This is a genomic window from Nocardiopsis sp. FIRDI 009 (assembly GCF_003386285.1).
Lineage (GTDB): Bacteria > Actinomycetota > Actinomycetes > Streptosporangiales > Streptosporangiaceae > Nocardiopsis.
Genome location: NZ_QPNC01000003.1, coordinates 38,564 through 64,586, shown reverse-complemented (window position 1 = coordinate 64,586; position 26,023 = coordinate 38,564). Strand labels below are relative to the sequence as shown.

Annotated in this window: 24 protein-coding genes; 10 read left to right on the top strand and 14 right to left on the bottom strand. The window is 72.4% G+C overall.

Translation table 11 applies throughout. From position 1 onward, the window contains the following. Positions 1 to 267: 267 nt before the first annotated feature. Positions 268 to 1,212: a TAXI family TRAP transporter solute-binding subunit gene (locus tag DVR05_RS02285; protein ID WP_116244111.1), complete on the top strand. Its 945-nt coding sequence runs from the start codon at positions 268 to 270 to the stop codon at positions 1,210 to 1,212. 49 nt (positions 1,213 to 1,261) lie between these two features. On the opposite strand, the gene DVR05_RS02280 is transcribed toward DVR05_RS02285, so the two are convergent. The 3 genes from DVR05_RS02280 to DVR05_RS02270 all read right to left on the bottom strand — a co-directional run bounded on the left by DVR05_RS02280 (position 1,262) and on the right by DVR05_RS02270 (position 3,950). Next, positions 1,262 to 2,668: a HAMP domain-containing sensor histidine kinase gene (locus DVR05_RS02280; RefSeq protein ID WP_116244110.1), complete on the bottom strand. Its 1,407-nt coding sequence runs from the start codon at positions 2,666 to 2,668 to the stop codon at positions 1,262 to 1,264. A gap of 4 nt (positions 2,669 to 2,672) precedes the next feature. Then, entirely contained in the window at positions 2,673 to 3,341 is a 669-nt protein-coding gene (locus DVR05_RS02275; RefSeq protein ID WP_116244137.1) for a response regulator transcription factor, read from the bottom strand. 183 nt (positions 3,342 to 3,524) lie between these two features. Continuing rightward, entirely contained in the window at positions 3,525 to 3,950 is a 426-nt protein-coding gene (locus DVR05_RS02270; protein WP_116244109.1) for a CBS domain-containing protein, read from the bottom strand. A 596-nt stretch (positions 3,951 to 4,546) separates the two neighbouring features. On the opposite strand from DVR05_RS02270, the gene DVR05_RS02265 reads away from it, so the two are divergent. The 4 genes from DVR05_RS02265 to DVR05_RS02250 all read left to right on the top strand — a co-directional run bounded on the left by DVR05_RS02265 (position 4,547) and on the right by DVR05_RS02250 (position 7,463). Beyond that, positions 4,547 to 5,026: a hypothetical protein gene (locus DVR05_RS02265; protein ID WP_198659003.1), complete on the top strand. Its 480-nt coding sequence runs from the start codon at positions 4,547 to 4,549 to the stop codon at positions 5,024 to 5,026. A gap of 98 nt (positions 5,027 to 5,124) precedes the next feature. Continuing rightward, a complete protein-coding gene (locus DVR05_RS02260; RefSeq protein ID WP_116244108.1) occupies positions 5,125 to 5,496 on the top strand; it encodes a hypothetical protein in 372 nt (123 codons plus the stop codon). Positions 5,497 to 6,061: 565 nt separating this feature from the next. Then, positions 6,062 to 6,949 carry a hypothetical protein gene (locus tag DVR05_RS02255; protein WP_116244107.1) on the top strand — a complete coding sequence of 296 codons (888 nt, stop codon included), beginning with the start codon at positions 6,062 to 6,064 and terminating at the stop codon, positions 6,947 to 6,949. A 166-nt stretch (positions 6,950 to 7,115) separates the two neighbouring features. Continuing rightward, positions 7,116 to 7,463, top strand: coding sequence for a VOC family protein (locus DVR05_RS02250; RefSeq protein WP_116244106.1), 348 nt, complete (start codon positions 7,116 to 7,118; stop codon positions 7,461 to 7,463). Positions 7,464 to 7,480: 17 nt separating this feature from the next. Here DVR05_RS02250 and DVR05_RS02245 read toward each other — a convergent pair whose 3' ends face one another. Further along, positions 7,481 to 7,759 (bottom strand): nitroreductase family deazaflavin-dependent oxidoreductase, encoded by a 279-nt coding sequence (locus tag DVR05_RS02245; protein WP_232831939.1) that lies wholly within the window; start codon positions 7,757 to 7,759, stop codon positions 7,481 to 7,483. 301 nt (positions 7,760 to 8,060) lie between these two features. Beyond that, on the bottom strand, positions 8,061 to 8,393 hold the full coding sequence (locus DVR05_RS02240) for a helix-turn-helix transcriptional regulator (protein ID WP_116244105.1): 333 nt from the start codon (positions 8,391 to 8,393) through the stop codon (positions 8,061 to 8,063). Between the two features lie 126 nt (positions 8,394 to 8,519). On the opposite strand from DVR05_RS02240, the gene DVR05_RS02235 reads away from it, so the two are divergent. After that, positions 8,520 to 10,112 carry an MFS transporter gene (locus DVR05_RS02235; RefSeq protein ID WP_198659002.1) on the top strand — a complete coding sequence of 531 codons (1,593 nt, stop codon included), beginning with the start codon at positions 8,520 to 8,522 and terminating at the stop codon, positions 10,110 to 10,112. A 139-nt stretch (positions 10,113 to 10,251) separates the two neighbouring features. Then, the gene (locus DVR05_RS02230) at positions 10,252 to 10,911 is read left to right on the top strand and encodes a class I SAM-dependent methyltransferase (protein ID WP_116244104.1); all 660 of its coding nucleotides are present in this window, start codon (positions 10,252 to 10,254) and stop codon (positions 10,909 to 10,911) included. A gap of 60 nt (positions 10,912 to 10,971) precedes the next feature. Here DVR05_RS02230 and DVR05_RS02225 read toward each other — a convergent pair whose 3' ends face one another. Then, positions 10,972 to 11,310, bottom strand: a complete 339-nt coding sequence (locus DVR05_RS02225; protein WP_232831938.1) for a CU044_2847 family protein — start codon at positions 11,308 to 11,310, stop codon at positions 10,972 to 10,974. 216 nt (positions 11,311 to 11,526) lie between these two features. On the opposite strand from DVR05_RS02225, the gene DVR05_RS02220 reads away from it, so the two are divergent. Further along, on the top strand, positions 11,527 to 11,724 hold the full coding sequence (locus tag DVR05_RS02220; RefSeq protein WP_116244103.1) for a DUF397 domain-containing protein: 198 nt from the start codon (positions 11,527 to 11,529) through the stop codon (positions 11,722 to 11,724). A gap of 30 nt (positions 11,725 to 11,754) precedes the next feature. Here the strand turns inward: DVR05_RS02220 and fxsT are convergent, their stop codons facing one another. The 6 genes from fxsT to DVR05_RS02190 form a co-directional block, all read right to left on the bottom strand. Then, positions 11,755 to 16,278, bottom strand: a complete 4,524-nt coding sequence (gene fxsT, locus DVR05_RS02215; protein WP_232831937.1) for an FxSxx-COOH system tetratricopeptide repeat protein — start codon at positions 16,276 to 16,278, stop codon at positions 11,755 to 11,757. Further along, positions 16,275 to 17,438 carry an AAA family ATPase gene (locus DVR05_RS02210; protein WP_116244102.1) on the bottom strand — a complete coding sequence of 388 codons (1,164 nt, stop codon included), beginning with the start codon at positions 17,436 to 17,438 and terminating at the stop codon, positions 16,275 to 16,277. The genes fxsT and DVR05_RS02210 overlap by 4 nt, the downstream gene beginning before the upstream one ends. Positions 17,439 to 17,467: 29 nt before the next feature. Then, the gene (locus tag DVR05_RS02205; RefSeq protein ID WP_232831936.1) at positions 17,468 to 18,922 is read right to left on the bottom strand and encodes a hypothetical protein; all 1,455 of its coding nucleotides are present in this window, start codon (positions 18,920 to 18,922) and stop codon (positions 17,468 to 17,470) included. Further along, positions 18,919 to 19,893 carry a trypsin-like peptidase domain-containing protein gene (locus DVR05_RS02200; protein ID WP_116244101.1) on the bottom strand — a complete coding sequence of 325 codons (975 nt, stop codon included), beginning with the start codon at positions 19,891 to 19,893 and terminating at the stop codon, positions 18,919 to 18,921. The genes DVR05_RS02205 and DVR05_RS02200 overlap by 4 nt, the downstream gene beginning before the upstream one ends. A 335-nt stretch (positions 19,894 to 20,228) precedes the next feature. Next, complete coding sequence (locus tag DVR05_RS02195) at positions 20,229 to 20,645, bottom strand: DoxX family protein (protein ID WP_116244100.1); 417 nt, start codon at positions 20,643 to 20,645, stop codon at positions 20,229 to 20,231. A 208-nt stretch (positions 20,646 to 20,853) separates the two neighbouring features. Continuing rightward, positions 20,854 to 21,339, bottom strand: a complete 486-nt coding sequence (locus tag DVR05_RS02190) for a MarR family winged helix-turn-helix transcriptional regulator (RefSeq protein ID WP_116244099.1) — start codon at positions 21,337 to 21,339, stop codon at positions 20,854 to 20,856. Between the two features lie 227 nt (positions 21,340 to 21,566). Between DVR05_RS02190 and DVR05_RS02185 the strand changes: the two genes are divergently transcribed. After that, the gene (locus DVR05_RS02185; protein ID WP_116244131.1) at positions 21,567 to 22,142 is read left to right on the top strand and encodes an NADAR family protein; all 576 of its coding nucleotides are present in this window, start codon (positions 21,567 to 21,569) and stop codon (positions 22,140 to 22,142) included. 21 nt (positions 22,143 to 22,163) lie between these two features. Here the strand turns inward: DVR05_RS02185 and DVR05_RS02180 are convergent, their stop codons facing one another. After that, the gene (locus DVR05_RS02180) at positions 22,164 to 24,419 is read right to left on the bottom strand and encodes a serine/threonine-protein kinase (protein ID WP_116244098.1); all 2,256 of its coding nucleotides are present in this window, start codon (positions 24,417 to 24,419) and stop codon (positions 22,164 to 22,166) included. A 545-nt stretch (positions 24,420 to 24,964) separates the two neighbouring features. Here DVR05_RS02180 and DVR05_RS02175 point away from each other — a divergent pair. After that, the gene (locus DVR05_RS02175) at positions 24,965 to 25,207 is read left to right on the top strand and encodes a hypothetical protein (RefSeq protein WP_116244097.1); all 243 of its coding nucleotides are present in this window, start codon (positions 24,965 to 24,967) and stop codon (positions 25,205 to 25,207) included. Between the two features lie 51 nt (positions 25,208 to 25,258). On the opposite strand, the gene DVR05_RS02170 is transcribed toward DVR05_RS02175, so the two are convergent. Next, positions 25,259 to 26,023, bottom strand: a complete 765-nt coding sequence (locus tag DVR05_RS02170; protein WP_116244096.1) for an SDR family oxidoreductase — start codon at positions 26,021 to 26,023, stop codon at positions 25,259 to 25,261.

Here is a 26,023-nt window from a genome sequence, read left to right as displayed (position 1 = left end):
CCTGAGCGGGGGGAGTGGCTGTCGGTGCTGTGCACCCGCCGGGCGAAACCCTGGACGACGGCTCCATTGCCCGAAGGTTTCCCCGATATGAAGCTGACCTTGTGCAGTGATGGTCGTCACCCGGGTATGTGACCGGCAATCCACGTGGGGAAGAGTTGGGATTCCTCTGACATTGCGCCACCGTGGGTAACACCTGTTCGACACAGCGTGAGAACGGGTGTCCCGGCTCTCCTCCCGAGGCGGTTCCGGTGCGTCTAGGCTGCGGATATGCGAGCGAGGGGACCGGACCGGCGGAGCGTGCTGGTCGGCGCGGCGGCCGCCGTGGTCGGCGGGCTCACCGCGTGCGGGCACGGAAGCGTGCCGCGGCTCCCGGAACTGGTGATCGCGACCGGGCCGCCCGGCGCGGTCTACCGGGAGATCGGCGCGGAGCTCGCGGAGGTCCTGGGCGAGCGGATGCCGCAGACCGACGTCAGGTCCGTGGAGAGCGGCGCCTCCCTGGACAACCTGCGGCTGCTCGCCTCCGGGGAGGCCCACCTGGGGCTGGCCAGCCTGGACCTGGTGACGGCCGAGGAGGTGACCGCCGACGACGATCTCTCCGCGATCGGCCGCGTCTACGACAGCTTCCTGCACCTGCTGGTCATGGCCGACTCACCGGTCCGGGAGCTCGCCGACCTGGAGGGGTTGCGGGTGTCGCTGGGCGCGCCCGACTCCGGCACCGAGTTCACGACCACACGGCTCGCCGAGGCCACCGGGCTGAGCATGGAGACCGCCCTGCTGAACCAGGCCGACTCCGCCGACCTGCTCAGCAGGGGGGAGCTCGACGCGATGCTCTCGCTGACCGGCCTGCCCACACCCGCGATCGCGAGCCTGGCACTGCGCCGGACCGTGCGCCTGATCGACCTGGGCGAGGCCGCCGACGTCCTGGCCGAGACCCACCCGGAGGCGTACTTCCCGGCGTCCATCCCGGCCACCACCTACGAGGGCGTGCCGACGACCCGGACCCTGTCCATCCCGAACCTGCTGCTGTGCCGGAACGACCTCGACGACGACCTGGCCCACCTGGTCACCGACACCCTCTTCACCCGCGCCGGCCGGCTGGCCGCCACCCGGCCGGAGGCGGCCCAGATCAACGTGCGGACGGGGATCTCCACCGGGGACGTCCCCCTCCACCCGGGCGCCGAGCGCTGGTACCGGGAGAACAAACCGATCTGACCGGGGCCACCCGCGGTGACCGGGCGAAGCGGAGGCCCCGCGGGGCGGCCTACTCCGGGGGCTGGGCCGAGGGAAGCACCAGCACCGCGCCGAAGCCCGGCCGGTCCCCCTCCGAAAGCCCCTCCTCCAGCAGGAGCTGCCCGCCCGACTCTCGGGCCAGGTCAGCGACGATCGCCAACCCCATCCCGGTGCCCTCCACGTTCTGGTGCCGGGAGGAGCGCCAGAACCGGCCCACCGCGGACCCGCGCTCCTCCTCCGGCAGCCCGACACCGTCGTCGAACACCCCGACCCGAACCCGGTCACCGCCCTCGGCCGGCTCCGCGCGCACCTCGATCCGCGTCCCGCCGGACAGCCGGAACGCGTTGCTGACCAGTTCGTCGAGGATGCTGCCGAGACCGCCCGCCGGGGCCTGCGCCCACACCCCCTCCGGCACGTCCGTGACCAGGGTGAACCCGCGCGCCTCGCACAGCGCCCGCCAGCGGTCGACGCGGGTGCCCAGGACCGCCGCGACCTCCACCGCCTCCGTGCCCGTGACGCTCTCCAACCGGGTGGCGGCGAGCAGGGAGTTCAGCATGCGGTGCATGTGGGTGGCCTCGTCGACCGCGATCTCGTGCGCCTCCCGCGCCTGGGGCCCGCTCAGGTGCGGCGCCAGGTTCTCCACCGCCAACCGCAGACTCGCCAGGGGGTTGCGCAGCTGGTGGGACGCCTCCGAGACGAACGCCCGCTGCCGCTCCAGGGCCCGCCGCACCACCTCCACCATCGTGTTGAACGACTCGGTGAGCCGTCGCAGTTCGGGCGGGCCGCCCGCGGCGTCCACATGGACCGCCAGATCCCCGGAGGCCACGGCGGTGGTGGCGGCGTCCAGGCGGCGGATCGGGCGCAGCACCCACCGGGACAGCGGCAGCGCGGCGGCGACCAGCAGGGCCAACGGCGCCACGCTGGCCAGGGCGAGCCAGCCCCACGCGAGGAGCACGTCCGAGGCCAGCCGGTCCGTCGGGGCGACCAGGACGACCACACCGACGACCTCGCTGTCGCGGCCGATGGGTTCGGCGATGACCAGCGGTTCGTCGGTCCACGGCCAGACCGCGGTGGGCGGCGCGGGGCGCGCCCCCGCCAGGGCGGCGGTGACACCCGACCGCGTGGTGACGCCGGCGACCACGTCCGCCAGCCGTTCGGTGCTCCCCGACCCGCCGACCACTCGCCCGTCGGGGGCCACGATCACGGCGGGGATCCCGTACAGGTCCTCGTAGCGGGCCATCTCCTGGGTGAGGGCGTCGCGCCGGTCGGTCTCCAGCGCCGTCCGCGCCAGGGCGGCGAACCGGCCCGCGTCGGCGAGGAGGTCGACGTACACGTCCTGGGTGCGCTGCTGGGCGATCACCCCGCCGATCGGTACCGCGACCGCCGCGACCAGGACGAACGCGGCCGGGAGCAGGATGGCGAGCAGGCGTCGGAGCACGGCGTCACGCCTGTTCGAGCAGGTAGCCGACCCCCCGCACGGTGCGGATACGCACCGCCGAGCCGAGCTTGGCGCGCAGGGAGGCGATGTGCGTGTCGAGGGTGCGGGACGACGCCTCCCAGGCGGCGCCCCAGACCTGGTCGAGGATCTGGTCGCGGGCGACCACCGAGGGGGAGCGCGCCGCGAGGAGGGCGAGGAGGTCGAACTCCTTGCGGGTGAGCTGGAGGGGGCGGTCCCCCACCCGGGCCTCGCGGACGCCCGGGTCCAGGGTGAGCGGGCCGACGGTCACCCTCGGTTCGGTGTCGACGGCCTCGGCCCGGGCGGCCCGGGTGCGGCGGAGGACGGCGTCGATGCGGGCGAGGAGTTCGGCGACGCCGAAGGGTTTGACCACGTAGTCGTCGGCGCCCGACCGGAGGCCGCGGACGCGGTCGCGCTCCTCGCCGCGGGCGGTGACGGCGATGATCGCGGTCTGCGGGCGTTCGCGGAGGCGGCGCAGGAGGTCGATGCCGTCGGCGTCGGGGAGGCCGAGGTCGAGCAGGACGACGTCGGCGGGCGGGGCGGTCAGGGCGCGTTCGGCCGTGGCGACGCGTTGGACGTCGAAGGAGGCCGATCGCAGCGCGGTGACCAGCCCGCGCGCGACCCGGTCGTCGTCCTCCACCACGAGTATGCGCATGCCCCGGATGTTAGGCGGTGGTGGCGGCGCGGCGGCCAGGGACGTCGTGCGCCGCGGTGTCGGGGGGTCCGGGACGTCCGGGGCGGCTTCCGGAGCCGCCGGCGCGCGCCCCGCGGTCCGGGGCGGGTCGGCCCCGCGCAGCACTCGGCTGCACGGAGCCCGCTCCGTGCGGCGCGCGGTCGCTCAGGCGTAGACGCGCCCGACGAACTCGGCGATCTTGTCGTCCGTGAGGTGCTGGGACAGGTCGGCCTCGCTGATCATGCCGACCAGCCGCTTGTTCTCGTCGACGACGGGCAGACGGCGGATCTGGTGCGACTCCATCTCGCGGAGGATCTCGTCGACCCCGGCGCTGGTGGAGACCCAGCGGGGCGTGCCCTTACACAGCTCCCTGGCGGTGACCTGTGCGGGGTCGTGGCCCTGGGCGATGCATTCGAGGACGATGTCGCGGTCGGTGATGATGCCGCACATGCGCTCGTCGGGGCTGTCGGGATCGGCGATCGGGATCACGCCCACACCCTCTTCGCGCATCAACTGGGCGACCCGGTCCAGGGTCTCGGTGGCGGAAGCCCACCGGACTCCCGTGTGCATGATGTCAGCGGCGGTGGTCATCGTGTTCTCCTGTCGGTGTTCGGGGCGGATGTGGCCTGTCGCGCGCGGCCCCGCCCGAAAAACGGCGCTGTGGGCTGTCCACCGGTGTCGCGCGCCCCGGCCCCTGATCGGGGGTGGCGTCGCGGCCCTTCGCCGGAAGGGCGTGACCAGCGCGAACACGGTCCCCCTCGCCATCCCCGATCAGGGGCGCAGGCATGCGCGGGCAAGGGAATCGGTGGCGAAGAATTTGGACTTCCGTGGTGACGCGCCCTCCACCAAGCCTCATGAAAAGGGCACAACGGACGTAAGGTCGATGCTCGACCCGCACCGGCACGCGCATTATCGAATCACTCGAAAAAGGATTCCGACCACAGACCAGGACCTACCACCCGACACCCTTTTTGTGCGCACTGGAACACATCATTCGCCCGCAGTCCGCACTTCCGGAAGACCGCGTCTCGCCGCCTTCCTGGGACAAGGCAGGAAAAATCAGCAAATCCCTGCGGGCGGATCGTTCACGCCCTAGTGTCATGGAATCCACAGGGGCCGCTGTGCGGCCGAACCGTCCGACCGCGGAACGGCACGTGTCGTCCCGCTCTCCCCCCCAAGGAGCCGTCGTGCTCTCCATCGACCAGCAGATACGGGAGATGCTCCAGACCCCCGGAGTCCGCAGCGTCTGCCTCGTCGACTGGCGAGAAGGCGACACCGTGTCCCGTGTCGGTGAGGAGGACCGGGCCGCGGAGTCGACGTCGATCCTCCAGGCCCTCCACGCCGGCCCCCTGTACGCCGCCCAAGCGGTGGAGGACGTGGTCGTCACCGACGGCGACCACCATCTGCTGCTCGCCGTCCTGAAGGGCTCTGACCTCTGTGTGCAGGTACGGATGGAGCGGGAGCGGGGGAATCTCGCCTTCGCCCTGCGACGACTGCGCGGACTGGCGGACACGGCCCGCGTGCCGCCGCCCCGGCGTGGCACGGGCCGGGACCGCCCCGTGGTGCGCCCCGCCGTCCCGGTGGACCGTGCGGTACTCGAACGCGTACTGGAGGGGCTCCGCGCCCTGCCCGTCGACCGTCCACGGACGGGACCGGTGATCGCGTGACCGGCCGCCGGTTCCCACTACGGCGGATTCCCGCCGTGCACCGCTGGCTCACCCAGCGACCGACGCCGCCTCGGACCAACCCCAGGAGAGAGAAGGACATGGCCAACATCGAAACCGGGCTGAAGGACATGATGGCGATCGAGGGCGCCCTCGGGGCCGCCGTCGTCGATTACGGCAGCGGCATGGCCCTGGGCACGCTCAGCGCGACGAGCGCCCTGGACCTCAACGTCGCCGCGGCGGGCAACACGGAGGTGGTCAGGGCGAAGATGAGGACGGTGGAACAGCTGAACCTCAATGAGGCGATCGAGGACATCCTCATCACCCTGTCCAGCCAGTACCACATCATCCGCCCCCTCACGAGCCACGGCGGGCAGGGCCTGTTCCTCTACCTGGCGTTGGACCGCGCCCGGGGCAACCTCGCCCTGGCCCGGCACAAGCTCAAGAGCATCGAGGGAACGCTGGAGGTCTGAACCCGGAACCGGGCGTGCGGGCGGGTGGGGAGGCGCGTTCCCGCCCGCTCTCGCCGTGTCCGCGGGGCGGACCCCCGAGAAGGCGCGGTGGAACCTCCGTTGCGCGCGACCGAATCACATACACCGCCATTCCGGACCCAAGGGATTCTTCCGACCTGCATCGAGAATAAATCCAGACCATTCGAACAGCACCACTGGCCTGTACCGACGCCGTGCCCCGCACCCTTTCTCCGCCGGACCTCAGGAAAAAGTTCGCACCCACCGGCCCCGTGCCCTAGTCTCCCTCCCGGAAAAGAAAAGGCCCGACGGCGTTGACCGACGCCCGAGACCGCGGCCGACAATCCACCACCCGAACGCAGGGGATCGCCGGAACGGGGCGGTACGGCCCCGGCCTCCTCCGGCCTTCCCCCAACCCCCTGAGAGCGTCCCCCGCTCTCACGCGCGGGACCGGTTCCGTACCCCCGCACCGCGCCTGGCGCCCACGTGTGGACGGCCCTCTCCCCCGGGGCCGGCCAGCGCCCCGCCTGTCCACCAGCCACCAGAGAAACAGCGAAACGGAGCCGTGTTGCCCACCCGAGAACACGAGATCCCGTTGCGGATCATCCAGAACCAGCCCGCCGTCATCCCAGTCCTGCTGGACCAGTCACTCGGCTACGGAGTGCCCTGGCACACCGAGGTGATCAACACCAGTTCCGTACTGACCAACTGCGACCCCAAGGAACTCAACAGCGACGGAGCGGTCCTGCTCCGTGACGGTGACCGCAACGTCCTGGCGGTCGTCGTCGAGCGGCAGCACGGCCGAGACGACGACAAGCGGTTCAGCTGGCCCGCCTACCTCACCACGCTTCGGCTCCGGCTCAAATGCCCCGCGGTTCTCATCGTTCTGTGCCCGAACGAGTCCGTCGCCCGGTGGTGCGCGAACCCCATCCCCATGGGGCATCCGGGGTTCGACCTGGCACCGCTGACCGTCAGCCCGACCGACATGCCGCTGGTCGTCGAATCAGCCCGGGCACGCGTGATCCCGGAGGTCGCGGTCTTTTCGGCCCACGCCCACGGAAACACCGATTCGCGCACCCTGAAGGCGCTGGTGGACGCCTTGGACGTCACTCCTGAGCGGCACCGACTGTTCTACTATGACTACGCACTGAGCGGTCTCAACGAGGCTGCCCGGAAGGAGCTGGAGGGCTTGATGGCCTTGGAAACCTACCCGTGGCAGAGCGACTTCGCCCGCAAGTACGTCGGCATCGGCCGGGAAGAGGGCCGGGAGGAGGGCCGGGAAGAGGGCCACACCGAGGAAGCCGCGCGCAACGTGCTGCTGTTTCTGGACGCGCGCGGTCTGACCGTCACCGACGAGGTCCGCCAGCGGGTCGAGTCCTGCACCGACCTGGACACCCTGCACCAGTGGGTACGACGCGCCGCCACGGTGGACCGCGCCGAAGACCTCTTCGCCTGACCACCGCCCGGAACTCCATGACAGCTCCCGGGCCGGGAGCGGCGGCCCCGTTCCCGGCCCGGGAACTCTCCGTCGGCCCACCCGAAGCGAACCGCGGCGGGTGTGTCCCGCCGGGGCGCGGGAAGGCTCAGGAAGGTCCGCTTCCGCCCGTCGACAGGAGCCCCCGTTGTCAGTCCGTCGCGTCGTACCCGACATCCAGACGAAGGCCATGAAGGAGAGCCGGGACTTCTACGGCCTCCTGGGGCTTGAGGAGGCCATGAACCTGGGCTGGGTCGTCAGCCTCGCCTCTCCCGCCAACCCCTCGGCACAGGTCATCCTCATGAGCCGGGACGAGACCGCGCCCGTCTCACCGGACATGAGCATCGAGGTGGACGACGTGGACGCGGTGTACACGGCCGTGGTCGACAGCGGCGCGGAGATCGTCCACTCCCTGCGGGACGAGGAGTGGGGCGTACGCCGGTTCTTCGTCCGCGACCCGAACGGCCGGGTGGTCAACGTCGTGGGCCACCGCTGACCCGACGCGCCCCCGGATCAGGAGCGCGGGGTCAGCCGAACCACCGGGTACTCCCGGCCGCTCCTGCTCTGGTACCTGCCCAGGCAGGGCTGGGATTCGGGGACGCGCCGCCACGCCCGCTCGCGCTCGGGCCCGTCGAGCACGCGCGGCGTCACCGGAACGCTCCGGTGACCGGGCAGTTCGACCGAGGCCCGCTCGGGACGCCCCATCAGGTTGAGGTGCCAGTCCGGATGCCGGTTCCTGCCGCCCGAGGCGACGACCAGCCAGGCGTCCTCCCCGTCGGGGAACCACGCCACCGGCGTCTCCCGGGGCTGCCCGCTCCGGTGGCCCGCCGTGTTGCAGGATCAGGACGTCCATGCCCATGAACGAACCGCGACAGCCGCGGATCCTGCGCCTCATGCGCGCGTTGGCACGGTGCTGCCCACCGCGACACCGGCCCGTGCCCTCCACTGCTGTCCGCCCGCTGTCCCCGTGCCATGGCCGCCTCCGGTCAGTCGCTCTGATCTCTGTGGCGACCACACTAGAAACACGGCGCTGACCAGCGCTTCTCGATTCCTGATCGATCCGGCGGCCCGCGCCCGGGACGACCGGACGCCCTCAGGCGTCCTGGGGTTCGGGGACACCGGCCTCGGCGATGAGGGCGATCAGCCCGGGGAAACGGGCCTCGATGTCCTCGCGCCGCAGCCGCGCCATCCGACTGTTGCCCCGGTCCACCTGGCGGATCAGCCCGGCCTCGCGCAGGATCCGGAAGTGGTGGGTGCGCGTGGACTTGGACACGGGCAGCCCGAACGACGTGCAGTGCCGCTCGACCCTTTCCGGTTCGGCCACGAGCGCGGCGACGACCCTGAACCTGAGGGGGTCGGCCAGCGCGCTGAGCACCGTCCGCAGATCCATCTCGTCGCGCGAGGGGTGGCCTTCCGGGTCTGGCATTCCGGCTCCTGGCGATGACGGGGAGTGTAGGTACTACTTGCATCATACCTATGGGTCATGTGAACCTTAGGTACGAAATTTTTCGTACCTCCCTGTGTGGAGCCGGATCACCCCAGGAGAACCCCCGTGACCACCCAGAACTCCCCCACACCGGAGGGCGGGGCCGCCCCGCCCGCGCCGGAACCGGACACGGCCCCCGGGACGTCGGCACGGAGACTGACCCTGGCCGCGGTCCTCCTCGCGGTCTTCGTCGTCCCCACCTCCATCTCCGGCACCGCGGTCGCGCTCCCCACCATCGGAGCCGACACCGGCGCCGACCTCGTCCCCCTCCAGTGGGTGCTGAACGCGTTCAACGTCGCCTTCGCCTGCTTCACACTGGTCTGGGGCTCCCTGGCCGACGTCGTCGGCCGGGCGCGCGCCTTCGCCCTGGGCGCGGGCGTCTACGGCGCCGCGTCGCTGGCCAGCGCGTTCGCCGCCGACATCGCCATGCTCGACGTCGCGCGGGCCCTGGCCGGGGTCGGCGGCGCCGCCGTCTTCGCCTGCGGCAGCGCCATCCTGACGACCGTCTTCGACGGCCCCGCGCGGGCGCGGGCGTTCGCGCTGTTCGGCACCGTCGCCGGGGTGGGAGTGGCGCTCGGTCCCTCGCTGTCCGGGCTCGTCGTGGAGGCTCTGGGCTGGCGCTGGATCTTCGGTGCGCACGCGCTGGCACTGGCCCTGGTGCTCGCCGCCGTGCCGGTGATCGCCCGCGCCGCCCCCGGGACGGGCAGACCGGGGGCGCGGATCGACGTGCTCGGCGCGGCGCTGTTCATCACCGCCATGCTGCTGCTGACCACCGCCATCGTGCAGGGCTCCCAGTGGGGCTGGGCCAGCGCTCGGGTGCTCGGCCTGTTCGCCGGAACGGTCGTGGCCCTGTCCGCGTTCACCGCGCTCGAGCGCGGGCGCGAGAATCCGATCCTGGACCTGGGGCTGCTCACCGAACGCCGGTTCGTCGGGCTGTGCCTGGTGCCGGTGGCCGCGTCGTTCGGGTTCGTCACGATCCTCACCCACCTGCCCAGCTACCTGACCGTGATCGGCGGTTACGGCCCCGGTGCGGCCGGGCTGGTCATGGTGCTGCTGACCCTGCCGGTGTTCGTGGGTCCGATGCTGGCCGCGTCGCTGGTCTCGCGCGGGGCGCCCGCGCTCGCGCTCGTCTACGCGAGCCTGCTCTGCCTGGTGCTGGGCGACCTGGGCCTGCTGCTGTTCGGGCCGCGGGTGTCGGTGGCCGTGGTGGCCGCGCCCATGCTCGTCACCGGGGCCGGAATGGGGCTGTCCGCCGGGCTGGTCGACCGGCTCGCGTTGGAGATCGTCCCCGAGCGCAAGGCCGGGATGGCCGCGGGGTTCCTCAACACGCTCCGGTTGGGAAGCGAGGCGGTCGCGGTGGCGGTGTACGGGTCGCTGCTGGCCACCCTGCTGGGCGGGCGGATCGGCGCCGGAATCGACGCGTTCGAGGGCGCGGGCGACCCGGGGGAGGTGGCCAACGCGGTCGCGGGCGGGCACACCGGCGGGGCGGACTCCGGCCTCCGCGACGACCCCGCCTTCCTCGACTTCCTGACGGGGGCCTACGACGGCGCCTTCCACCAGGTGCTGTGGATCCTCGCCGGGATCGGCGTGCTCCTCCTGCTCCTGATCGCCGCCCTGCTGCGCACGGGCGCGGACGGAGCCTCGGAACCGGTCGACTGACCGGCCGGAACGAGGGGGGCGGGCACGGGGCTCCTCCTCCAGGCCCCGTGCCCGCACGCTCGGACGGTCCCCGACCAGCTCAGGAGCGCCGCCGCACGGTAGGAAGGTGGGGGACACGACGCGATCGAAAAGGGCGGGCATGAGCGAGGGACTCGGCGCTGACCAGCGGGAACACTGGCGGAACGTCTATGCGCGGAACCCGCACATGTACGGGGCGGAGCCCTCGGAGGCCGCCCGGCACGCGGCGCGGGTGTGGGCCGAGAGGGACGCGCGGACGGTGCTGGAGCTGGGCGCCGGGCACGGCCGGGACGCGCTGTGGCTGGCGGACCAGGGCTTGACGGTACACGCGACGGACTTCAGCGCCACCGGGCTGGAACAGCTCTCGGAGGCGGCGGAGAAACGGGGCCTGGCCGACCGGGTCACGCCCCACCCGCACGACGCGCGCGAACCGCTGCCGTGGGACGACGCGTCGGTGGACGGGGTCTTCGCGCACATGCTGCTGTGCATGGCGCTGTCGACGGAACAGATCCGGGCCCTGGTCGGGGAGGTCCGGCGGGTGCTGCGACCGGGCGGCGCGTTCGTGTACACCGTGCGCCACACGGGCGACGCGCACTACGGCGCCGGGACCTCCCACGGCGACGACATCTACGAACACGGCGGGTTCGCCGTGCACTTCTTCGGCCGTGAGCTGGTGGGCCAGCTCGCCGAGGGTTGGGATCTCGACGAGGTGCACGAGTTCAGCGAGGGCGAGCTGCCGCGCAGGCTGTGGCGCGTCACCATGAGCAGGCCGACCGGCTGACGTCGGCCGTCGGGGTGTCGAGGCGTCGTCGGCCGACGATCCGGCCGCGACGCGGACGTCTCAGTCCTGTTGCTGCTCTTCCTCGGGGCGTTCGTGGCCCCACTGCATCTGGACGTGCAGATTTCCCTCCACGGACGACTTGGCGATGACCGCTCCCGCCTCCGCGGTGAGTTTCACTCCGAAGGTCACTTTGATGACGTCCGGCTTCAGGGAGTTTCCCAGTTCGTCGAGTGTCACCGAAACGGCTTTGCGTACGGCGGAGAGTTTCTCCGTGAACGTCTGGGTGGCGTCCTCGATCTCCCTACCCCCGCTGACCAGCACACTGTCGTCGCGGCCGTCGTCGACCTCCACGACGACGGGGTCACCGCCGTCCACGCTGAAACGCACGAGTCGCGACACTTAATGCACCTCTCGGGGGGAGCAGCCACAGCGACCACATGATCGGTAGCTGAGTGGGCATGTACAAGTGAGTCCGAACGTTATCAGAAAACAAAGCGAGCGACCGAACTTTCCGGACTGCGCGGGAAACAGGAGCGACCGATGATGGAACTGGGAGAATCGAGGCCGCCTCGTGCATAGAAAAGACCAGGGAAGACGGCGTCCTCGGAGGGACACGTGAGAGGGCTCGGACGGGAACCGGGCACGTGGCGCGTCTCCAGCTTCAGCCAGAACGGGACGAGCACCTGTGTCGAGGCGGCGCTGTGGGACGCCGGCCGCGTCGCTGTACGCGACTCCACCCACAGGGACCTGGCCGTGCTCGTCTTCCCCCCGGAGCAGTGGGCCGTCCTGGCCCGGTTGGCCCACGGTGTATGAACGGCGGTGCGGACGGCCCGCACCGCCCGGTCACATCTGCGTCAGGAAGATGTCGGCGTCACCCCGCACCGTCTGCCGGATGCTCAGCGTCGCCGGGTGGTCCGCGCCCATGACGTCCCGGTAGGCGGCCTCCAGCGCGTCGAACTCCTCCGCCACGTCCTCACCCTGCGTCCTGCGGTCCACCAGGAGGTTACGGCGGGCCACCAGCGTCAGCGGGTGGCGGTCGCCCAGCTCCACCCGGCAGTCCGCGACCGTCATCTCGTCGCGCTCGCGCGCCCCCGCGATGTTCCCGGTGAGGAAGTGGTCGTTGGCGACGTCGACCCGGCACGCCAGCGTGCTCGGGTGGTGCGCGCCGAGCCGCTCGTGCAGCAGGGTCTGGGCCCGCTCGTCCATGTCCCGGGCCTCAGCGGCCCGGCCCAGGCGGCGCAGGATGACGCCCCGGTTGACCGTGGCCGCCACGACGTGCGGGTGCTCCTCGCCCAGGAGCTTGACGTAGCGCTCGCCGGACACCTCGGCCAGCTCCAGCGCCTCGTCGTACCGGTTCACGGCGTTCAGGCACAGGGTGTGGATGAGCGCCGCGTACAGGGTGTCGCTGCTGTCCACCCCCAGCTTGGCCAGGAACCGCTGCCAGGTGCGCTCCGACAGGGCGAAGGCGCCGGCGTGGTCGCCGATCCGCCGCCGCATCACGGCCAGCACCGACTCGTTGGACAGCGTCCCGGCGTCGTCGGGGCCGAAGACCGCGGCGCACCGCTGCACGACCTCGGTCTGGATCCGCTCCGCCTCGCGGTAGTGGCCCAGTTCCATCATCGCCTCGGCGTACCCGTTGGAGGTGCCGATCATGTTCGGATGGTCCGGCCCCAGGACCGCCTCCGTCCGGTCCAGGACGTCGCGGTAGCGGTCGACCGACGCCCTGGGGTCGCCGCTGAGCAGGAGGCTGTAGCCCAGGTTGTGCGCCATCTCCAGGGTCAGCGGGTCGTCCTCGCTGAACATGCGCACCCGGCCCTGGTAGATGTCGGCCGTCTCCTGGAGGGAGTCGGTGAACCGGCCCACGGTCCGCAGGTTGCGCACGTGCTCGCGCTCGGCCTCCAGCGCCTCGGGGGACTGTTCGCCGTGCCGCTCGCGCAGGGTGCGCAGGGTGGACTCGCACAGTTCGTGCGCCTCCACCAGCTTGCCCTCCTCGCGCATGACCTTGGAGATCTGGAGCGCCATGTGCAGGGTGTTGCGGTGCTCCTCGCCCAGGGTCCGGCGCCACCACTCGTGGGCCGTCCTGGCCAGCCGTCCGGCCTCGACGATCTCACCGGCGGGGACCGCGTTGCGGACGAGCTGGATGACGAGGTTGCGCACCCACGGGTCCTCGCAGTTCCACGCCTCCGACGCCCACACGTGCGGCACCAGCCGCGCGTACCGCTGGTGGGCGGCGACGGAGTCGTCCTGGGGGTCGTTGCGGCCCAGGAGCTGGTGGGCGCAGTGGCGCATCGTCTCGCGTTCCTCGTCGCTCATGGGAGCCTGGACCGCGCGCTGGACCAGACGGTGCAGCGAGATGGTGTTGTTGCGGTGCGAGATGTGCGCGAGGCTGTTGCGCCCGATGTCGCGGATGGCCATCCCCAACCGCGCGGGCTCCTCCAACGCCTGGCGGAGTTCGGGTGGCGCGTCGATCTGCCGCGCGAAGTTGAACAGTGAGCGCGGGATGGGCGCGGTGGCCAGGAACGAGCAGAGCTGGAGGAGCTGGAGCGCGGCCGGGTTGGTGGTCGCGAGCCGATCGAGCGAGACGTTCCACGCGGCGGCGACCGGGACCGGGTAGTCGGGGTCCACCGGGGACAGCAGCTGGATCATCTCGGTGGACTTGTCGGCGAACTGCCGCAGGTACTCCTCGGTGTCCATCCCGCTCTCGTGCAGCCACACCGCCGCCTGGTTCAGGGCCAGGGGGAGGTCGCCGAGTTCCTCGGCCAGGCGGTCGGCCTCGTCCTCGGTCAGCGAGGTCGGACCGCGGCGCCTGAGCAGCTCGATGCTCTCCGCGCGGGTGAACTCCCGCACGGACAGGAAGGTGTCGCCGCCCCTGCGCGTCCAGCTGCTGTCCCGTGAAGTGATGATCACGTGCCCCTCGCCCCCGACAGGAAGGTACTGCTCCAGCTCCTCCCGGGACTGCGCGTTGTCGAAGATCAGCAACCAGCGTCCGAAGGGCACACCCCGCCGCAGCGCCTCCAGGACGTCCTGGATGACGTGCTCGCTGCCCGCGCCGACACTGTCGAGGCCGAACCTGGCCGCCAGCGAGGCGAAGGCGTCGCGCAGCTGGTTGCCGTGGCTCGCCAGGAACCAGCAGATGAGGTCGTACTCCTCGGCGTACCGGTACAGGTACTCCTTGGCGAGCTCGGTCTTGCCGACCCCCGACATGCCGTTGAGCGCGGTGATGACCTGCCGCTGGTCCTTGACCAGCTGTGACCTCAGCGCGGACAGCAGTTCCTCGCGCCCGGTGAAGGCGGTGTTCCTCCGAGGGACCTGCACCCAGACCGCGTTCAACGGCCGACCCCGCGAGCGTCCACCGGTGGGTGGGTCGACAGAATCGTTCATCATTCCCCCACTCGACGGGATTATGGACATACCGTTTTTGTCGCCCGATGGGGCGGAACTGTGTGCAGGGTTCCGCGTTTTCCCTGTGCTGTTCTTGGTCGCGTGCGTAGATCCGGGACCCTGCGGTGATTGTAGACCAGGAGCCTCGGAAACGGCGACCTCCGAGGGGTTTTCCAAACGCGCTTTCCCGGGATCGGGAAGGGCGTCGGCGTACATGCCGCCCGAACCCGCGTAATCGCGGTGAAGGGAGATGCTCTCCATCGCGGGTTTCATCGAATTCACCCACCGCCGGGGCGCCTGGACGGTCCGCGGCTCCGCCACGCGCCGCCCCTGGAGCATCCGGCCGAGATCGCCGAACCACGGGTCCACCTGGTCGAGGCTGTCGGCGGCCAGGGCCAGCATCCGGCGGATGTCGGGGACCCGGCCGCCCAGCGACAGCAGCGCCTCCCGTACGCCCTCGCGGAACTCCCAGCGCTCCCCGCCCCCGTCCGGCCCCGGGTCCCGGGTGAGGAGCCCGCTGAAGAAGACCTCCGTCAGCTCCGACGGCGTGGGGCCGCCGAAGACGTCCTCGCACACCGCGCCCACCACGCGCGGGACGAGCGGCACCGCGGCCAGGGCGACGGCGAGTTCGAAGGCGTCGCGGGTGGCCGTCTGGTGGAACCGGCGCACGGCGCGGACCGCGTCGAACCCGCGTCCACCGTCGGAGCCGTCGTCGGGACCGGCGTCGGTCCCGGCGTCCTCCCGGTCGGCCGTCTCCGGGAACTCCGCCGAGTGGACCCACAGGCGGCCGCGGTCGCGTCCCATCACGAAGGACGCCCAGGCGTGGACGGCGTCCGGGCGGAGCGGAAGTACGGGGACGACCGTCCCGGACGGCGGCGGGTCCTCCTCACCGTCGCGGGGGATCGTCCGTTCGCGCACGTAGGCGGTGTTGGGCGGGGCGGGTTCGGTGCGTCCGGACACGCTCAGCTCCACGGGAACCGTGCGCAGCGCCCCACGCCGCCACAGCTGGGGGCGCAGCAGGTGCAGGACCGCGACGGCCCCGGTCGCGGCGGCCCCGGCGAGCCACCCCTGGAACACGCGGTCCCGCCAGGCTCCGCCGAGTCCGTCGGTGAGCACCAGGACGATCCGCGTACCCGTCCTCGGCGGTGGCGGGAGCCGTCCGGGGGCGCCCCCGGTGTCCCTGAGGACGGGCTCCCCGCCGTGGCCGGAGTCGAAGCGCAGCTCCCGCACCGACCGGAAGACGCCGCCGCCTCGGGCCAACCGGGAGAAGGCCGCCGCCACCCCGCGCTGGAACAGCATGGTGACGCCGTCGTCCACGAGCAGGACCAGGTCGACCGCCCGCAGCGACCGCGCGCGCAGCTCGGGGACGATCGGGACCGCGTGCCGTTCCCGGTCGTCCTCGGGCCGGTGCAGGGTGTCCAGCAGGGCGCGGGCGTAGTTGCGCGCGGTGCCCTCCACGTCCAGGCGGTCGCGCCGCCCCTGCGGCAGTTTGAGGTTGAAGGGTCTGAGGGCGGCGAGGAGTTCCTGCCGTTCCCCCAGCACGGCCTCGCCCGCCTCGACCAGCGGCGTCGGGTCGTACGGCCCGTCCCGCCCGGTGCCCCCGGGGAGGTGGACGGTGTCGACCGGCGTCCCGGGGGGCGGTTGCGGCGGGGTTCCGGACCCCTGGGACACCGGGCTTGTGGACACCCGGGGCGCGGAAGAACCGGTGTTCTCCTCCGTCTCGGGGGGGTCGGGGGCCTCGGGGTCCGCTCCGGGCGGGGCCGTCCGCGCCGGGTCCGTGCCGTGCGCGGACCGGGGCGGGTCCTGCTCCGGCCCGTCCTCCCGGGGCGGACCGCCGCGTCGGGTGTCGGCCCGTGTCCGGCGCAGCGCGGCGAGGTAGACCGCGTCCGCCAGGTCCGTCGCGCTGGCGCCGAGCGCCTCGGCCCACGGGTCGGAGCGGTCGCCAGATCGCCTGGGGCCGCCGCCGTGTTCCGCGCGGGCGCTCATCCCGGGGTTTCCGTGAGCCGGTGCCACAGCAGTTCGGAGAAGTGCTCCACGTGCTCGGGGCCGGGCGCCGTGCCCGCCCCGTCCACCGTCCCGAGCATGTGGACGGCGTTGAGCAGCTGGTCGACGGAGAGCCGGTGGCCGTCCGCGGTCCGGCGCAGGAACTCGGTGACCAGGGCGCGTGTCCCCGGCGGCGTGGCGCCGTTGAAGTGTCCGGCGACCATCGACACCAGCTCCTCCTCGTCCGGCAACTCCATGTACACCGGGACGCAGCGGCGCAGGAAGGCGGGCGGGAGGTCGCGGTCGCTGTTGCAGGTCACGACGGTGATCGGGAAGGCCGAGCACAGGACCTCGCCGCGTGTGACGCGGACGGTCCGGCCGGGGTCGTCGGTGCCCACCTCGATCGACTCGGCGGCCCCGGCCAGCCTGGCGAGCTCGGGAACGCGGTACCCCCCGTTCTCGAAGAGGTCGAGGAGGTCGCCCGCCAGGTCGAAGTCGCCGAGGTCGAAGTCGTCCACCAGCAGCACGCGCGGCAGCGCGGCGGGGAGGAAGGCGGTGCCCAGGGGGCCGAGGGTGAGGTAGCGGCCGATGGACTCGGCGCTGCTGCGCAGGTGGGCCTCGAACGGGTCGCCGTCGGCCCCCGCGCCGTAGCGGCGGTCCGCCGTCCCGAGGGCGCGGCGGCGGGCGCCCTCCACGTTGAGGTCGTGGATCTGGGTGAGGGGGTCGTAGGAGTAGAGCCCCTCGGTGGCGGTGGACCTGCTGTTGACCGCCCAGCGCAGCACCCGGCCCAACCCGAGTTCGCGGGAGATCTGGTGCGCCAGGCTCGACTTGCCCACCCCCGGCGGGCCGACGAGCAGGAGCGGTCGCCGCAGCAGGATCGCGGCGTTGACCCTGTCGAGCAGACGGCGGCGGCGGGCGCCCAGCGGGACCGCCGGAGACCGGCCCCGGCCGAGCACCCGGGAGGAGTCCTCCTCCGGGGGCGGGTCGTCCGGCGGCGGGGCGCCGGGGTCGGGCGCGCCCCCGTAGACGCGCCACGGCGGGGGCGGCGGCAGTTGGGCCGCCAGGTCGAGGTGGCGGCGGGGCTGACCGGTGCCATGGAAGATCCACCACTCCGGCACCGTCCGCGCGGAGTCGGCTGGCCCTGTTCCGGGGGGTGTGGTCATGGCATGCCCTTCGAACCGCGCCCAGGGGGCTATCGGATGCTGTCGGTGGACATCTGCGGAGGGGGTTCCGGCAGTACCGGAAGGGGATCGTGGTAGATGACGGCGATCTCGAGACTGCCCTCGATGTACCCGCTCTCACTCGGTGACACGCGTCCGGACCGGGAGCTGTGGAGAACTTCGGGGAGCGCGCGGATTTCCTCCGAGGTCACCGTCACCTCCCGTCCCACGCGAACCGGGTTCAGCCATGATCCGATTCCCGGGCCGAATTCCGCGGATCGCCAGACCACAACCGGAACTCCAAGCGTAATCGCCGACCAGACCTGTGTATACCAACGACCCAGTCGGGAGGGAACGGACAGAACGATCACCCGGTCGTCCCGGAGCCGTTCCGGAAGGGGATCGTCGTCCGTTCCCGGATCGTGGAACTCGTCGAGCGCGAGCGCCTCTCCGCTCGATTCCAACTGACGCCATCTGTTGACACACGTGCCCCACGCGTCACGGCCCGCCCGGTCCGGGAGCAGCTCCTCCGCGCGGTACACCACCTCCGCGCGGGCGCCCAGGGGGACACCGCCGGAGCGGGTGCGCTGCCAGGTCTCGGCCCGGAGGCGGTCGAGCAGGATCAGGGGAGCGACCAGCTCGACCCGCCTGCCGCCGTGGTGCGCCGTCCGGGGGTCGGCCTCCATCCGGCTGAGCAGCCCGCCGACCCGCTCCCCGATCGAGGCCGGATCGACGTCGGGGTACACGTCGTGGTCGCAGAAGTCCGGTTCCTCGCCCCGGCGCTGGCTGAGGACGGTCCAGTACTCCACCTCGTAGCGGTCCCGCCGCGTGCCCTGTCCGACGCGGACGACCAGGCGGGCCGGGCGTTCCGGCGCGGGCGGAGCCCCGGGCGGCTCCGGAGGGCGCAGCCCCCGGCCCCACTCCTCCAGCAGGCCCGTGTCGATCGTCCTCAGGTGGCGGGCGACCTCCGCGCAGAACAGGAGCACCGGCGGCGCCCCGTCCGGCGGGGCGGGGCGCTCGGCGAGGTCCATCAGGGCGTCCCAGGCCGTGACGGGTTCGGGGGTGTCGACCCGGAAGGTGGCCGGCCGGACGCGCTCGAAGACCGCCTCGACCTTGTCGAAGAGGACGGGGGTCAGCGCGTCCCGCACGGCGCCCACGTCCCGGGCGTCGCGGACCTCGACGTGCTGGGCGAGCAGGGTGTACTCCTCCTCGTCGAGAAGGGGGCGGGCCGCCTCCGCCGCCGCCCGCGCGCTCCGGCCGCGGTCCTCCAGGTGCAGGACCCAGCGCACCAGACAGCCGACGCACTCGCGCTCCCGGCAGAACAGGACGAGGCGGCGGGCGAAGACGGAGGGCGCCCCGGAGGCGTCCACGCCCCGGCGGACGGCCCTGGGCAGGTACCGCATGAGCTGCTCCCGGTGCTCCTGGGAGTAGACGTGTTCGACGTCGCACAGCGCGAGGGCCAGGTTCTCGACGTCCCGCGCGTTCACCCGGAGCCCCACTCCAGCAGCGGAGCCGCGGCGTCGCGGACGCGCCGCATGGAGGCGCTCCCCTCCTCCCACGCGTCCAACTGGTCCAGTACCTCGGCGAGGAGGTCGAACTCGCGGTGGGCCAGATGGACGAGTGACGCGGCGAAGGTGCGCGGGTCCTGGTCGAGGCGCACCCGCGTCCGCAGGCGCCGGTCGAGCCCCTGGTGGAAGGATCTGCGCTGGTCGGGGGAGGTGAGGGTGTCCAGGTCGGACATGGCGAGGCCGGTCGCGACGACCGCCCGCCGCACGGCCCCCTCGGTCGGGGGCTCCGCGGCGGGCCGCAGCCGGGGCGGGGAGGGGGGTGTCGGAACCGCCCGGTCCGACTCCCACACCGGGCGGATCTCCGTCATGGGAATCATCCAGCCCAGCCTGCCTTCGGTGGCCGCCTCACACACGATGCCCACAAGGGCGTCCGTCTCCTCCTCTCGGACACCGCCACCGCTGAAACCCCGGGTGAAGACGGCTCCGGCCCCGGGGTCGGTGTCGATCTGGACGTACTCGGGGTGGCTGCCGCCCGAACCGGCGACGCTCCCGGTGACCCACCGCCCGGAGGGCGACTGGGCGAAGCCGACGACGCGGACGCGGTCGCCGACCCGCGGTGGGCCGGCGAGGACGGCGGGGCGGGCCGGGGCGGGGCGGTCCAGCCGCAGAACGGCCGCGTCCCAGGGGCTGCCGTCGCGCCACCACCACCCGCCCGGGAGGACCTCGGCCGTGGCGGTCCACCCTTCGGCGCCCCGTGGCGCGTCCACGCTCACGCGGCTGCCGGGGCCCGCCTCGCCGACGGCGGCTCGGACGACGTGGGCGCACGTGACCAGGTGGTGGGGGGTCACCAGTGCCGCCGCCCCGTGGAGGGCGGAACCGCTCCGATCGGTGACACGCAGCTGCCAGTCGGCGGAATTCTGGTACGGCGGGTATTCGGCCAGGTGGGACAAGCAGGCTCCCGTTCGGCACGGGGGGAAGGGAAACGGGGGCGGAGATCGTTTCCCCCCACTGTCGACGTGGATTCCTGATGATTCTACCCACCGACCCGAAAACACCACAATACACAAATCCTTATAGCACCGGGCCTGAATGGTGAATTGAGTAGAGAAGTGCCCCGGGCCGACCGTTTCCGAACGGGGGTCCGCAAAGTCGGCGACGAGGGTGTCACCCCTGGTCACCAAGGGCGTCCGGAGCGTGCGCCCCCCGCACACGACGACGGAGCCCCCTGGAGGGTCGGGGACTGCCGCGTCTCCGACTTCCAGAGGGCTCCGTCACGCCCCGGCGGCTACTCCTGACGGCGGCGGCGACTCCACGGCAGGATCCGGTCCAGGGCGAAGCGGCCACCGGAGAACCCGAGCGCGAGCGCGGCGGCGCCGAGCACCACGACCAGCTCGAACTCGGAGAAGGCCTGACCGGCGTGGGCGAAGACGTAGGCGCCGACCATCTCCAGGGCCAGCAGGATCCCGACGACGGGCAGCGCGAACCCGAGGATCAGCGCCGCCCCGCCGCCGACCTCGACGAGACCGCCGACGACCGCGGCGACCTGGGGCATGGGGACGCCGACCATCCCGAAGAACTCCGCGGTGGCGCCGGGGTCGGCCAGCTTGGGCCAACCGTGGTAGATGAACACGCCGCCGACGACGAGCCTGGCCAGGAGGCTTGTGAAGTCGCCGACTCTCAGCGATGAGGACTGCTCGTTCATGGGGTTCCTGCTTTCGTGAGCGGGCGCTCCGGGGGAAGGCGCCCCGAAGCGGTCACTTGAGACTACAACCTTTTCCCAAGAAACTACATGCACCTTCGTTCCCATTCGACCACGTAAGGTGACGAAATCCGGGCAGCCCAAGCCGACGTCCACCCTGTTCGGAGGCGGTGGCGGGACGCGACCGCCCCGCCCCGCCCGCCGGTTCCCTCTAGGAACGCGGGTAGCGGGGCTCGGCCCCCTCGGGGTCGAGGGCGCCGAGCATCGCCTCCGAGATCTCCTCCAGCTGGGCGACCTGGGCGGGCGAGAGCGTGTCGAAGAGCACCCTGCGCACCTCCTCCACGTGCCCCGGCGCCGCCTCCCGCAGCACCTCCATCCCCTCGGGGGTGAGCGAGACGACCGTCGTCCGCCGGTCCCCCGGGCGCTTGGACCGGCGGACGAGCCCTTCCTTCTCAAGGCGGGCCACGGCGTGGGAGAGCCGACTCGCCGAGGAGCGCAGGATCCTGGCCAGCTCCGTCATCGTCAGCGAGCGGTCCGGGGCCTCGGAGAGCATCGCGAGCGCCTGATAGTAGGCGTGGGGCAGCCCGGAGTCCCTTCTGAGCTGGCGGTCCAGGGCGCCGTCCAGCAGGTGGACGGCCATCAGGAAGGTCCGCCAGGTCCGCTGCTCGCCCTCGTCGAGCCATCTCGTTCCGGCCACCGCTCCCCCGCGACACGTCGACCCCGCTCCCGGCGCCGTCGGCGCCGGGACCCACGGCACGCCGCTGACCTCCGACCTCCGAGGCACCACGCAACGCTACTACGCGGTCGACCGCCCCGGCCCGGAAACCGGTTCCACCCGCGCCGGGGCGTCCGCCACGGGTGGAACCGTCGGCGAACCGGAAAACCGGTGTCCGGATGTCGGACCCCTCTGGGACGATGCGGGACATGACGGACACCTGGAACCCGGCCGACGCGCGATCGGTGAGTGAGTTGACCGCGGCGACGGGCCGTCCGAAGTACGTGCACTTCTGGGGCCACCGGCCGCCTGCGTCGGGCGGGGTCTCGGCGAGCTGCCTGTCGCAGTGGTGGCCCGCCGACTTCACCGTCGACGGGACCGCCTACGCCACGGCCGAGCACTACATGATGGCGGGCAAGGCCCGGCTGTTCGACGACGCGGAGACGGCCGAGCGGATCGTCGCGGCCGGACACCCCGGGGAGGCCAAGAAGCTCGGGCGGCAGGTCCGGGGCTTCGACCAGGCGACCTGGGAGGAGGCGCGGTTCGGGATCGTGGTGGACGGCAACGTCGCCAAGTTCGGGCAGAATCCCGACCTGCGGTCGTTCCTGCTCGGCACCGGCGACCGGGTCCTGGTGGAGGCCAGCCCCCGGGACCGGGTGTGGGGGATCGGGCTGAGCGCCCGGAACGAGAACGCCGAGCGGCCCGAGCACTGGCGCGGACTCAACCTCCTGGGCTTCGCGCTCATGGAGGCCCGGGCACGGTTGGCCTCCGGTGAGGGGGATTGACCCCTCCCCCAGGCGCCGGGGTCAGCCCCCGCCGACGCGGGCGACGATCTCCCCGACCCGACCGCCGATCGAAGGACCGAGCGGGGTGTAACCCGCCTCCTCGACGACCTTCGAGCCCTCCTCGGAGAGGGCGTAGGTCCACAGGTCCCGCAGCGCGGCGCCGCTCCCGTCCCCGTCGTCGCACTCGAAGGCGAACACGTGGCTGATCCGCATGATCGGGTACGCGTCGCCCACCGCCCGGGGCAGCGAGGCGGTTCCGTCGGAGTCCAGCCGCAGCTGCTCGGTCGCCGCGCGCGTGCCCTCGGGGGTGGGACGGGCCGGGACGCCCTCCGCGTTGTGGACCGCCACGTCCAGCAGATCGGCCTCGGACAGGTGGACGGCGTTGACGAAGCCGATGCCGCCCTCGTACTCCCGGATCGTCTGAGCCACGCCCGCGTCGCCCTGGGCGGCGACCGAGGCCGATCCCCAGTCGGTGCCCCGCCCTGCCTCGCCGTGGCGTTCCCGCCACCTCGCGCCGTTCACGGCCAGGTACTCGCTGAAGACTCTCGCGGTGGAGGCCGCGTCGAGGTGGCGGACCGGCCGGACCTCCAGGTCGGGGACCTCGTAGTCGATCGTCTCCGGGTCGTCGTGGTAGGCGGGCAGATCCCGGTAGTTGGTCGCCTCCCCCGTGTAGATCACCTCGAGCTGGCGGGCGTTCAGCGTCATGTCACCCACCGCTGGGGTCGCGGTGATGACGGCCACGGCACCGGTCACCAGGGGAAACTGCGCGACCGGGCAGCCACGGGCGTCCTCGGCCTCCCGGCGCTGGCTGTCGGTGAGGCCGAAGTCCGCGACACCGAAGTCGGTCTCGCCCGCGACGAACGCCTCCGCTCCGGCGCCCGAGCCCACGGTGTCGTACGAGACCGTGACGCCCGGCTGCCGCTCCCGCATGTACTCGACCGCCCACGTCTGGACAGCGGCGGCGGCGAAGGAGGAACCGGAGCCCCGCAACTCCCCGGACAGGGTGTTCGGGGCGGCGGGCTCGACGGCCGCCGGCGTCCCGTCGGCGGGTTCCCGGTCCCGTCCCGCGCCGTCGGCGGCGAGGCGCTCGGCGGCGTACAGCCCGAACGCGCCGAGAACCGTGAGCGACAGGGCGCCGGCGCCCAGGAGCACGGGGAGCCTCCGGCGGCGGGGCCGCGCCCCGCCGCCGACCGGTGGAGACGTCGGGACCGGAAGCTGGGCCGGGGGCGGCACCGGTGAGGAGGCCGCCGCGTGCGGGAGACGCCGCGGCGTCGCGGCCGGGAAGGGCGGCGACGGCGGGGCGGGCGCCTCGAACGGCGGCGGCGCGGGGGTCGGCACGGTCGCCCCGGACGCCGCCTCCGCGTCCCCGGTGTCCGGTTCCCAGTGGTCGCGGATGAGCCCGTCGACGATGGTCGTGTCGTCGTTCCCGGGGCCGTCCGGGAGCGGACCGGCGACGCGGTGCACGAGCTCCGCCGCCGGCGGTCTGCGACCGGGGTCCTTGTCCAGGGCCTGGACCACCGGTCCCGCGAGCTCCTCGGGCAGCCCGTCCAGGTCCGGTTCCTCGCTGAGGATGCGGTACATGAGCGTCTCCGCCCCGCCGTTGCCGAACGGCGGTCGCCCGGTGGCGGCGAAGGCGACCATCGCCCCCCACGCGAACACGTCGGCCTCGGGCCCGCTGACGCCCCGGTAGCGCTCCGGGCTCAGCCACGCCGGGGAGCCCACCAGGCCACCGGTCCGGGTCAGGCCGGTCTCGTCGACCGCCCGGGCGATCCCGAAGTCGAGCACCTTGGGGCCGTCGGGGGCGAGGATGACGTTGGACGGCTTGAGATCGCGGTGCAGGACCCCGGACGCGTGGATGGCGGCGACGGCCTCGGCCATACCCGCCGCGAGCACCCGGGCCCGGGGCAGCGGCAGCGCACCGCCCCGGCGGACGCGGTCGCCCAGCGTGGGACCGGGCAGGTAGGCGGTGGCATACCAGGGCTGGGGCGCACCCGTGTCGTGGGCCAGGACGGGGGCGATGCAGCGGGCCCGGACCCGGCGCATCAGTTCGATCTCGCTGGCGAAGCGGGCCCGGAACTCGGGATCGTTCGCGTACTCGGCCCGCACGACCTTGATCGCCACCCAGGCCCCCTGGAGGTCGGTCGCCGCCAGGACCACGCCCATACCGCCCGCGCCGAGTCGGCCGTGGACGGTGAACGGCGGGATCGCCCGGGGGTCGGTCGGATGGAGCGGCGTCAGACCGGGCGGCACACGGGGCGGGAGGGGCGGGCGGGTCATGGAAGTCCTCGGGTTTGGGGGCCTCCACCCCGCGGTACGGCGTCGGTCGCGTCCCACGGGAGGAAATCGATCACACGGGTGGGACGCCTCACCGGTCCCGTCCGTTCACCCCCGCCTCCGAGCGGGCGAACGGACGGTTCGGGGACGGCGGAGTCCGCGCCTGACCGCGAATACCGGCACACCACGGAAGAATGCGGGGGACAACCACTATTTCACATAGGTGATCCGGTGTCCGTTTCTTTCCCTCCGCACCTGTGCGGGGGAGAATTCGCCTGCGGTAAACCCTCCGTTTGGCTCCGTCCGCCACACCACAGGAGTAGAGTCCGAAAACACGGACAGTACGGTGCCCCGGCACCCGCGCCCGTTCCCCGGAGCACTCCGGGTCTCGGCATTCCCGCCGCCACCCTTCAGCGATTCTCGTGGCCATCGGTCGACGACGCGGTCACGCGCCCCGGGAAACTGGTCCACCACGCGCGCACGGCGCGCCGCGTTCGTTCCGGGACACGCCGTCCTCACATTGACGCGACCAGATCCGGGGGACTCCCATGGCCTATTACCGCATCCACCTCAACGACGGCTCCTCCCACACCCTCCAGGCGGTGCGCATGCGCACCGACGCGCACTGCCTCTACCTGGAGGAGCGCGCGGCCGGCGCCTGGCGCCAGGTGTTCACCAACCCGCTCACCGAGATCGACCGCGTCCAGCGCCGCTTCACCGAGAACGACGGCACCTGGACCTGGCTCAACGAGCGGATGCCCGCACCCATCGGCGGAGTGCGCTCCTGGTGAGGGGCGAACCCCGCACGAGGGGGCGGGCCGCCCGGTGAGCGGGGCCCGTCCCTACCAGGGCAGGACTCCGTGGCACTCCTGATCCGGCTCCGCCGCCAGATGGCCCCACAGCACGCCGGAGGGCCCGTCCTCCGGCAGGGTCGCCAGGCGCAGGCTCACGCGCGCCCCCTGCTCGGCGGTACGGTGGCCGCCATGGCCGTTGAGGTCGGTGGCGCAGTACCCGGGGTTGGCCGCGTTGACCTTGATCGGGGTGTCCCGGAGCGCCCTGGCGTACAGCGCGGTCACCATGTTCACCGCGGACTTGGACACCGGGTAGCCGGGCGTGACCGGCAGGTCGCGGAAGGGGCCGTCGGGGTCGGCCATCGTGGCGATCGATCCGACCTCGCTGGACACGTTCACCACCCGCGCGGCGGCCGACGCGCGCAGCAGCGGGAGGAACGCGTCGGTGACCCCGATGACCGCGACCACGTTCACCTCCAGCATGCGGCGCACCGCCGCCAGGTCGGTGTCACCGAACGCCCCCCACCCCTCGGCGATCCCGGCGTTGTTCACCAGGACGTCCAACCGCCCGTGGGTCTTCTCCACCCACGCGGCCACGGCCGCGACGCTCCGCCCGTCGGTGACGTCCAGCCGCACCGCGCGGGCGTCGAGGCCCTCGTCCCGGAGCGCGCGTTCGGCCGCGGCTCCGCGTCCGGGGTCCCTGGCGCCGACCAGCACCGTCATCCCCTCCAGCCCGAGCAACCGGGCGGTCTGGAATCCGATCCCCTTGTTCGCCCCGGTCACCAGGGCCACCTTCGCCTCGTGTGTGTCGGTCAT